The 8749-nt window shown below is 70.6% G+C and carries 12 protein-coding genes; 3 read left to right on the top strand and 9 right to left on the bottom strand.

The window, feature by feature from the left end; all coding sequences use genetic code 11:
• The 7 genes from pspM to rimO all read right to left on the bottom strand — a co-directional run.
• A partial coding sequence (pspM, locus tag WBA97_RS21520; RefSeq protein ID WP_424232682.1) for a phage shock envelope stress response protein PspM occupies positions 1–618 on the bottom strand: 618 nt, incomplete at its 3' end.
• A gap of 39 nt (positions 619–657) precedes the next feature.
• Entirely contained in the window at positions 658–1497 is an 840-nt protein-coding gene (locus WBA97_RS21515; RefSeq protein WP_424232681.1) for a PspA/IM30 family protein, read from the bottom strand.
• Between the two features lie 169 nt (positions 1498–1666).
• Positions 1667–2347, bottom strand: a complete 681-nt coding sequence (locus WBA97_RS21510) for a hypothetical protein (RefSeq protein WP_424232680.1) — start codon at positions 2345–2347, stop codon at positions 1667–1669.
• 74 nt (positions 2348–2421) lie between these two features.
• The gene (locus WBA97_RS21505) at positions 2422–2871 is read right to left on the bottom strand and encodes a helix-turn-helix domain-containing protein (RefSeq protein ID WP_424232679.1); all 450 of its coding nucleotides are present in this window, start codon (positions 2869–2871) and stop codon (positions 2422–2424) included.
• A 172-nt stretch (positions 2872–3043) separates the two neighbouring features.
• Positions 3044–3514 carry a CinA family protein gene (locus WBA97_RS21500; RefSeq protein WP_424232683.1) on the bottom strand — a complete coding sequence of 157 codons (471 nt, stop codon included), beginning with the start codon at positions 3512–3514 and terminating at the stop codon, positions 3044–3046.
• 70 nt (positions 3515–3584) lie between these two features.
• Entirely contained in the window at positions 3585–4208 is a 624-nt protein-coding gene (gene pgsA, locus WBA97_RS21495) for a CDP-diacylglycerol--glycerol-3-phosphate 3-phosphatidyltransferase (RefSeq protein WP_424232678.1), read from the bottom strand.
• Positions 4205–5614 carry a 30S ribosomal protein S12 methylthiotransferase RimO gene (gene rimO, locus WBA97_RS21490; protein ID WP_424232677.1) on the bottom strand — a complete coding sequence of 470 codons (1410 nt, stop codon included), beginning with the start codon at positions 5612–5614 and terminating at the stop codon, positions 4205–4207. The genes pgsA and rimO overlap by 4 nt, the downstream gene beginning before the upstream one ends.
• A gap of 79 nt (positions 5615–5693) precedes the next feature.
• On the opposite strand from rimO, the gene WBA97_RS21485 reads away from it, so the two are divergent.
• Together WBA97_RS21485 and WBA97_RS21480 are read left to right on the top strand one after the other, a co-directional pair.
• On the top strand, positions 5694–6197 hold the full coding sequence (locus WBA97_RS21485; protein ID WP_424232676.1) for an amino-acid N-acetyltransferase: 504 nt from the start codon (positions 5694–5696) through the stop codon (positions 6195–6197).
• 110 nt (positions 6198–6307) lie between these two features.
• Entirely contained in the window at positions 6308–6808 is a 501-nt protein-coding gene (locus WBA97_RS21480; protein ID WP_424232675.1) for a phospholipase, read from the top strand.
• A gap of 6 nt (positions 6809–6814) precedes the next feature.
• On the opposite strand, the gene WBA97_RS21475 is transcribed toward WBA97_RS21480, so the two are convergent.
• Positions 6815–7051: a hypothetical protein gene (locus WBA97_RS21475; RefSeq protein WP_424232674.1), complete on the bottom strand. Its 237-nt coding sequence runs from the start codon at positions 7049–7051 to the stop codon at positions 6815–6817.
• A gap of 113 nt (positions 7052–7164) precedes the next feature.
• Between WBA97_RS21475 and WBA97_RS21470 the strand changes: the two genes are divergently transcribed.
• On the top strand, positions 7165–8079 hold the full coding sequence (locus tag WBA97_RS21470; RefSeq protein ID WP_424232673.1) for a carcinine hydrolase/isopenicillin-N N-acyltransferase family protein: 915 nt from the start codon (positions 7165–7167) through the stop codon (positions 8077–8079).
• Here WBA97_RS21470 and WBA97_RS21465 read toward each other — a convergent pair.
• A partial coding sequence (locus WBA97_RS21465; RefSeq protein ID WP_424232672.1) for a helix-turn-helix transcriptional regulator occupies positions 8076–8749 on the bottom strand: 674 nt, incomplete at its 5' end. The genes WBA97_RS21470 and WBA97_RS21465 overlap by 4 nt on opposite strands.

The following is an 8749-nucleotide window of genomic DNA, read 5'->3' as shown; positions in this document are numbered from 1 at the left end:
GAGCTGGGCCGCGACCGCCCGCAACGCCTGCGCGGCCTCGGCGCCGGTCCGCTCCGCGTGCGCGACCGACTCGAGCGGCACCGACGCCGGTGCGCCCTCGGTGCCCGCGAGCTGGCGGACCAGCTGGTCCAGCGCGTCCTCCGCCTCACCCAGCCGCTGCATGGGCTCGTGGGCGGCGGACTCGCGGGGCGGCATCGGCGGGCGCGCGGGCGACACCACCGAGGGCCTGTGCTTCCGGTCGAACTCCTGACCTGCCCGCTTCAGCAGCACCATGCGGCGCGTGGAACGGATCGACAACGCGCCGGTCGCGGCCACCGCGGCAACGCCACCGGCGATCATCGCCGCGTCCGGGCCGTCGCCGACCATGCCGGTGAAGCCCATCGCCACGTACACGACGAGGAACAGGCAGATGATCGCCCAGGTGAGCGCCCACCGGGACGCCCACATGCGCTTGCGTTCCAGCCTGCGGCGCTGCCGCTCGATGCGGATGGTCTCGTCCTGTCGTCGCGCCAGTGCCTCCTGCACCTGCGCGACGACCGACGTCCGCGTCTGGTTGTTGTTGAGGTACTTCCCGACCATCTGGGTCAGCTGGTAGATGTCCCGGCCACGCGGCGCCATCAGCTGCCTCCCCTGCTAGTCGAGCACGAACTCCGGGCCTCAGTTGCCCTGCGGGTTCGCCTTCTGCTCCTGTGCCACGCGCTGCGCGATCTCCGCCTGGATGTTCTGCGTCGCCGCCGACGACGAGTTGCCGCTGGTGACCTGCGGCGTGGCCGAACCGCCGCCCATCGACGCGCGGATCTGCTCCAGGCGCGACTGGCCCGCCATCTCCGTGGTGGAGGCCTGGACCTCCATCATGCGCCCCTGCACCGAGTTCGACGCCAGCTCCGCGGACCCGAGCGCGGTGGTGTACCGCTTCTCGATCTTGTCGCGAACCTCCTCGAGCGACGGCGTGTTGCCGGGCGCGGCCAGCTCGCTCATCTGGTTGAGCGACTTGGACACCTGCTCCTGCATCTTCGCCTGCTCGAGCTGGCTCAGCAGCTTCGTGCGCTCGGCCAGCTTGTTCTGCAGCATCATGGCGTTGCGCTCGACGGCCGTCTTGGCCTGCGTCGCCGCCTGCAGCGCCTGGTCGTGCAGCGTCTTCAGGTCCTCGATGTCCTGCTCGGCGGTGACGAGCTGCGTCGCGAACGACTGCGCCGCCTGCTCGTACTGCGTCGCCTTCGCCTCGTCGCCCTTGCCGCGGGCCTCGTCGGCGAGGACGAGCGCCTGGCGTGCGGAGGACTGCAGCTTCTCGACGTTGCCGAGCTGCCGGTTCAGCTTCATCTCCAGCTGACGCTGGTTGCCGATCACGGCCGCGGCCTGCTGGGAGAGCGCCTGGTGCTGCCGCTGGGCCTCCTCGATGGCCTGCTGGATCTGTACCTTGGGGTCGGCGTGCTCGTCGATCTTCGACGAGAAGGCCGCCATCAGGTACTTCCAAGCCTTCACGAACGGGTTGGCCATCTCCTCCGCCTGCCTTACTCCGCGCTGGTCGCAGTTCGTAACTTCTGTCCCCGGTTGCCGCGCCCACCGTCACCGGTCGGTATGGCAACGCCCCGTCATCACTGTGGGTTCCATCGTGTCAGGTGCGCGGCGCTCCCCACCACTCAACCCGGTATAAATCAGGAACTGATCAGGGATGGCCCTGACCTGCCGGACCGATCTCGGGGTTGGTCGCCCTCCGCACCTCGATCAGACCCTCCCGCAGGCCGTCGAGCCTACCCGTGAGATCGGCCGCCGCGTCGGAGTTCGGCGTCAACGCACTGGTCGTGCCCGTGATCAGCTCGGCGAGCTCGTCCCGCGCCCGCTCGAACTCCATCACCGTCGCCCGCATCTTGGCGAGCAACGCGTCCCTGGTCTCCCGCTGCCTGCCCGCGGCGGCGAGCCGCGCGGACACCGCGTCGTGGGACCGCACCAGGTCGGCCTCGGCCATTGTGCCCTTCGCCTCAGTGATCGCGGTGGTCAGCGACGCCCGCTCGTCCTCGAGCGACGGCACCGGGATCCGGGCGAGGCCGTGGTCCAGCTCGGCGACCTGGCCCGCGGTGATCCACAGCTCCATGACCACCTGCTCGGCGTCGGCGGCGAGCGTGACGAACCCTGGCTGCTCGTCGAGGGACGCGGTCAGCTCCCGCAGCACCCGCTCGCCCCGCGACACCCACACCTGCGCCGGGCTCCCCAGGAGCGGCTGCCTGCCACCCACCGCGGGCGCCACGGCTCGCTGCCTGCGCCGGGTGCTCGCGATCATCAACGGCACCATCGCCACCGCGAGCACACCGATGATGACGAGCACGAACGCCAGAGCGACCACGTTCACGAGCCTAAGCCAAACACGATAAAAGGCGCGTTCAGGACGCTCATCGTCCCGAACGCGCCTTCACGACACGAAACTCACGCGGCGAAGATCGCCCCAGCCCTACGCAGCGTGGACTCCATCCGGTGGCTGAGCACCGGCTGCAGCCGCAGGTCCGCGAGGTTGTCCCCCACCACGGCAGGCACCAGGCGGCCGCCTTCCACCGCGCCGACGGACGCACGGGGGCCGGAGTTGTCCGCACCGACCTCGCTACGCTCGGCGCGCTCCGCGGTCTCCGGCAGCTCGACCGACTCGAGCGCGCCGACATCGATCGCCACGTTGGACAGCAGTACCGACAGCGGCAGGTCCAACGCCTCGCAGATGGCGGCGAGCAGCTCGCTCGACGCCTCCTTGCGGCCGCGTTCGACCTCCGACAGGTAGCCAAGGCTCACCCGGGCGGCTCGGGAGACCTCACGCAGCGTGCGTCGCTGGTTGGTGCGAGCGTGCCTGAGCCGATCACCGATCGCCTCGCGCAACAGCACGGTCATCGCGCGCCTCCCTTCAAGATCGATCCGCCGGACCGGGAGGGTCCGGCATGGTGACCACGTTACCGAGACCTTGTGATCATCGGCAGCGACATCACCGTCCGTACGCCAAGGGCGAACGAGTGAACCCACCCGGGTGTTCCCTCAAGTATGGCGGATGGACTGGAGCCCAGCACTAGTTCCGCTGGTCCGCAAGGCTCCTGAGCAGGTCCAATGCCGCGACAACGGCGGCGGCACGGACCTGGTGACGGTTGCCGTCGATCTCGATCGTGCGTACCTCGGCGGCGTCGGGACCCGACACGCCGATATGCACCACACCGGGCTCGATCCCATCCTGTGGGTCCGGTCCGGCCACGCCGGTGAGCCCGACACCCCAGGTCGCGCCGCACGCGACCCGCGCGCCGTCCGCCAGCTGGGCTGCCACGTCCTGGTGCACCGCGCCCTGTTCGGCGAGCAGTTCGCCGTCCACGCCAGCCAGGTCGTGCTTGAGCGACGTCGCGTACACCACCAGCCCGCCCCTGACCACGGCCGACGAACCGGGCACGCTCGTCAGCACCGCGGCGACCAGCCCGCCGGTCAGCGACTCGGCGGTCGCCACCGTCTCGTGCCTGCGCTTCAGCGCGCCGATCAGGTCCGCCAGTGCCACCGCGTCGACGCCGACGTGCTCGGCGAGGGGATTGCGCGGGGGTCTGGGGGCCGCTTCCCATGGGTTGCCGCTAGGCACGCGTGGCCCGCAGGCGCAGCGCGCGCACCACGTAGTCGACGCCGGTGACCACGGTGAGCGCGAGCGCGATGCCCATGCCCGCCCACAGCAGCGGGTCGAGGGCGGCGGGCAGCGGCAGCAGGTACAGCCCGATGGCGATGATCTGTGCGAACGTCTTGACCTTGCCGCCGTAGCTCGCCGCGATCACGCCGTAGCGGATCACCCAGAACCGCAGCAGCGTCACCAGGATCTCCCGGCCCGCGATCGTCAGTGTCACCCACCACGGCAGTTCGCCAAGCGCCGAGAGGCCGATGAGCGCGGCGCCGGTGAGCGCCTTGTCCGCGATGGGGTCGACGACCTTGCCGAAGTCGGTGACGAGGCCGTACTTGCGGGCCAGGTGGCCGTCGATGAAGTCGGTGATGGAGCCGACGGCGAACACGAGGAACGCCACCATCCGCCACCCTTCCGACACACCGCCGTCGGCGAAGAGGGCCAGCAGGAACACCGGCACCAGCACCAGCCTGGTGACGGTGAGGATGTTCGCGATGTTGACGAGTGGTACCTGCGCGACGGCCGGTCCGAGCGCCTCGCCCGCGGCTCCTGCCGGCGGCGTGCCGTCGGCGGGAGTGGCACTCATCGGAGAACCTCTAACGGACGCACCACCAGATCGACGCCTTCCGACTCGACCACCTTGCCGACCACGAAGTCACCCACCGACGCCTCGTCGGCGTCCAGCAGGAGGCACTCGCCGTCCACCTCGGGCCCCTGGTGCGCGGCGCGGCCCGCGACGCCGTCCTCGTCGTCGCGCTCGACCAGCACAGCCACCTCGTCCCCGATGCGGTCCTCCGCGCGCTGCGCGGTCAGCTGCTCCACCAGCTCGGAGACGCGCGCGACCCGCGCGGTGACCTCCTCGGGGTCCAGCTTGCCGCCGAGGCGCTCGGCCTCGGTGCCGTCCTCGTCGGAGTAGCCGAACACCCCGACCACGTCCATCCGCGCCTCGGTGAGGAAGTGCTCCAGCTCGGCCAGCTCCTCCTCGGTCTCGCCGGGGAAGCCGACGATCACGTTGCTGCGGATGCCCGCGTCGGGGGCGAGGGCGCGGATCTGGTCGACCAGCGCGAGGAACGACTCGGTGCCGCCGAAGCGGCGCATCCTGCGCAGCACGGTCGAGCTGGCGTGCTGGAAGGACATGTCGAAGTAGTCGGCGACGCCGTCGGTGCCCGCGATGGCTGCCAGCAGCTTGGGACGGGTCTCCGCGGGCTGCAGGTAGGACACGCGCACGCGCTCGACGCCGGGCAGCGCGGCGAGGCGCGGCAGCAGCAGGGCGAGTGCGTCCGGGCCGCCGTGCTCGCGGCCGAGGTCTTTGCCGTAGGAGGTGGAGTTCTCGCTGACGAGGAACAGCTCGCGCACACCCTGCTCGGCGAGCCACGCGCCCTCGGCGACGATCTCGTCGGGCGTGCGGGACACGAACGCGCCGCGGAAGGACGGGATCGCGCAGAACGAGCAGCGCCGGTCGCAACCGGACGCGATCTTCAGGGACGCGAACGGGGCGTCGTCGAGCCGCTTGCGCAGCACGCGCGGACCCCAGCCGTGCCCCGGCACGGACAGGTCGGCGGGCTTGCGCTCGATCGGGGTGATCGGCAGCAGCGTGCGCCGGTCCACGGGCTGGTGCGACGCGATCGCGCGGCCCGCGACCACGTCGTCGAGCCGCTCCCCCAGGTTCGGGTAGTGGTCGAAGCCGAGCACCGCGGCGGCCTCCGGCAGGCTCTCGGCCAGCTCTGTGCCGTACCGCTCCGCCATGCAGCCGACGGCGACCACCTTCGCGCCGGTCCCGGCGGCGTCCAGCAGCACGTCGACCGAGTCCTTCTTGGCCGACTCGACGAAGCCGCAGGTGTTCACCACGACCACGTCGGCGCCCTCACCGTCGTCGCTGACCTCCCAGCCGCCCGCCGCGAGACGGCCCGCCAGTTCCTCGGAGTCGACCTCGTTGCGAGCGCACCCGAGGGTGAGCAGGGCGGCACGGCGTGACGGTGGTGGTGTTGACACGTGGTTCAGGGTAACCGGCAGCCGCGCCACCAGGGCCCGATGTCTCCCTGATGGGTCTCACGTGGCAGGTTGGGTGCTTGTGAGTGAGCAGTCTGTGGCGGTGCGCAGGGCACGGGTCAGCGACGTGCGAGGGATCAAGTCGATCATCGACGCGTACTCGGGCAAGGTGCTGCTGGCGAAGGAACTGGTCACCCTGTACGAGGACGTGCAGGAGTTCTGGGTGGCCGAAGTGGACGGCGAACTGGTCGGCTGCGGCGGGCTGCACGTCCTCTGGGAGGACATCGCCGAGATCCGGTCGATCGCGGTGCTGGCGGACACGGCACGGCTCGGCATCGGCGGGCTGCTGGTCGAGCAACTGCTCGCGGTGGCGCGGGACCTGGGCCTGCAGCGGGTGTTCGTGCTTACCTTCGAGATCAAGTTCTTCGCGCGGTTCGGCTTCGTCGAGATCGACGGCACCCCGGTGAGCGCCGAGGTGTACGAGCAGATGCGCCGCTCCGCCGACGAGGGTGTCGCCGAGTTCCTCGACCTGCCCTACGTCAAGCCGAACACCCTCGGCAACTCGCGGATGCTGCTCGAGCTGTAGGCGTTCTCCGATCGATACCGATGTTTAGACCAATAGGGGTTCCCCCGGCCACGCGGGAACGGGCGTAATTGATCAGACCCTGTTCCACAGCAATGCGAGGGAGATCATCCGTGGCCACGTCAACCCTGCGCCGTGCCGCCCGGGCAACCGTCACCACCGTCGTCGTCGCGGGCACCGTGCTCGCTGGCAGCGCCACCGCGTCCGCCGCGCTCGACCCGGCGCAACTGCGCCAGGTGACCGACCAGTACCTCTACACCACGAGCCTCAACGGCTTCCAGACCGTGCGGTCGCAGCAGCCATACGCCGACCAGCTCGACTGGGGCTCCGACGGCTGCTCCAACTCGCCGGACAACCCGTTCGGGTTCGACTTCATCAAGGCCTGCTACCGCCACGACTTCGGGTACCGCAACTACAAGCGGCAGAGCCGGTTCAACGAGTCGACGCGACTGACGGTCGACAACAACTTCAAGGAGGACCTGTACGAGATCTGCAACGGCAACTGGGCCTGCAACCGGACCGCGGACGTGTACTACACGGCCGTCCGCCAGTTCGGCAACAGCTCGGTGTCGACGGCACAGGCCGTTGACAAGGCCGTCGCGGCGGTCAGCTGACCCGGCTCACTGCCAGGGCCCCTGCCGAGGCGGGTGGGGGCCCTGCGGAGGCGGTCCCTGCGGCGGGTACTGCTGCTGCGGGTAACCCTGCTGCGGGTACTGCTGCTGCGGATACGGCGGCGGGAAGTGGGGCGGGTACTGGGCCCGCTTCTTCCGGCTCGCGCGCACGGCGAACGTGATCCCGACGGCGAGCGCCACGATCGCGACGATGATCAGCAGCTCGGGAACACCGAGATTGCCCATCGAATAACCCCCAGATCCCCTGGCCTGCGTGTACGAGAGAGTACGCGCGGGCCGGGGGTCCGGCTCAGCAGTCGCCCGCCGTCACCCGGCCGGTGAAGCCATAGACTGCGCTGATGCGGCTGCTTGCGGTGGTGCTGTTGCTGGGCCTTGTGGGATGCGCGGCGCCCACGACCCCCGAGGTGCCCGAGGGGCCACCGCCGGACCTCAGCTCACTGCGCCAGCTCGACGACCACCCGCTGTGGACGATGCGGTTCGATGGCGACTACGACCGGATGAAGAACGTCACCCAGCCGACGCCTGCCACCCCGTTCGGCTGCTCGCTGTTCGCGACCAACGACGCGGCCGACCCGCTGTTCGCCCGCAACTTCGACTGGGACCCGGCGCCCGCGATGCTGCTGTTCACCGACCCGGCCGATGGCTACGCGTCGGCGTCGATGGTCGACCTGTCCTACCTGGGTGTCACCGACCCGGCCGCCGAAGCAGGCAAGCTCGCCGACGCCCCGCTGCTGCCGTTCGACGGCATGAACGAGAAGGGGCTCGCGATCGGGCTGGCCGCGGTGGACGACGCGGAGCCGGGCTCGCGGCCGGATCGCCCGACGGTCGGCAGCGTCCGGATCATCCGTCTGGTGCTGGACACGGCCGCGACGGTCGAGGAGGCGCTACGGGTCTTCCAGGAGCACAACATCGACTTCGACGGCGGTCCGCCACTGCACTACCTGGTCGCCGACGCGACGGGCAAGTCGGCCGCCATCGAGTTGGTGGACGGCGAGGTGATCGCCCTCCCCACGCAGGCGGCCGTGAACTTCACGCTGTCGGGCACGGACGAGACGACCCGCCGCGCCGACAACCGCTACCGCACCGCGACGGACGGCCTCGCCCCCGGCATGGACTGGCGCGCCGCGATGGACCTGCTGAGTGAGGTGCAGCAGGGCCACACTCAGTGGTCGGTGGTGTACGGACTCAAGACCGGTTCGGTGCACGTGGCCACCGGCAAGCGGTTCGACGACGTGCACGAGCTGAAGCTCTAGCGCTGGCCGGTCCCGGCCATCGACGCGACGCGGCGGGCCAGCCTGGCGGCGGCCTCCCGCAGCTCCGGTGGCTCCAGTACCTCCGCCTCGAAACCGAGCCGGGCCACGTGCACGGCGATCCAGTCGAGGTCGTCCCCGCCGGTGACCAGCACGCACCACCCGTCGCGGTCATCCTCGACGCGTCCCACCTGGGGTGGCACCAGCGCCAGCACCTGCTCGGGCCGGGCACGCAGCCGCACCCGGACGACGTGGCGGTAGGGCGCCGCGGTCACGGACTTCTGCACGTAGGCGACCGGGTCCGGGTGCTCCCTTGGCCGGAACCGCCAGGTCGTCGCCACCACCTCGCGCATCCGGTCCAGCCGGAAGGTGCGCCAGTCGTCGCGGTCGACGTCGTGGGCCATCAGGTACCAGCGGCGGCCGGTGGCGACCATCCGCACCGGCTCGACCGTGCGCTCGCGCTCCTCGCCGTCCCGGCTCGCGTAGGTGAACCGGACCCGCATGGCGTCGCGGCAGGCCCGCGCGAGCGTCATCAGCAGCTCCGCGTCGATCTCGACGCCGGGGCCGACGAGGGTCGCGGTGGCGTCGTGCACCGCCCGCACCTCGCCACGCAGCCGCGGCGGCATCACCTGGTCGAGCTTCGCGAGCGCCCGCAGCGCCGCCTCCCCCGCCC

The organism is Actinophytocola sp. (assembly GCF_049647105.1).
In the GTDB taxonomy this organism is placed as follows: Bacteria; Actinomycetota; Actinomycetes; order Mycobacteriales; family Pseudonocardiaceae; genus Actinophytocola.
This window is presented reverse-complemented; position numbering and strand designations above follow the sequence as displayed.